Genomic DNA, 378 nt, shown 5'->3' on the forward strand with positions numbered 1-378 from the left:
CACTTATTTATCACGTTAAAAGAAGGTACTGTGGCAGGTCCATATGCCACCTTGGCAACAGCTCAGGAAGCTGGTGCTGTAGTGATTAGTTATGGCGTCTTTATTAATGCGGTCATCAGCTTTTTGATCGTCGCCTTTGCTGTTTTTCTGTTGATTCGTTCGGTCAATAAAATGCAACGTGAAAAAGAAGCAGAACCTGCACCTGCAGAAGCCACCAATAAAGAATGTCCAAGATGTTACTCAACCATTCTTATCAAAGCGACGCGTTGTCCACACTGTACATCAGAACTCGTATAAACAAAAAAGCCCCGACCAAATGGCCGGGGCTTTTTTAGCACTAAAGACTGAGGGATGATTACATCATGCCGCCCATGCCAC

At 44.4% G+C, this 378-nt stretch carries 1 protein-coding gene; it reads left to right on the plus strand.

Annotation, left to right across the window (positions count from 1 at the left end; all coding sequences use genetic code 11):
- Positions 1–297, plus strand: a 297-nt coding sequence (gene mscL, locus B4K20_RS02300) for a large-conductance mechanosensitive channel protein MscL (protein ID WP_289281741.1), incomplete at its 5' end; no start/stop codon positions are given.
- Positions 298–378: the final 81 nt, after the last annotated feature.

Origin of the sequence: Methylophaga sp. UBA5088, from assembly GCF_002414625.1 — a bacterium.
GTDB classification, from domain to species: Bacteria; Pseudomonadota; Gammaproteobacteria; order Nitrosococcales; family Methylophagaceae; genus Methylophaga; species Methylophaga marina.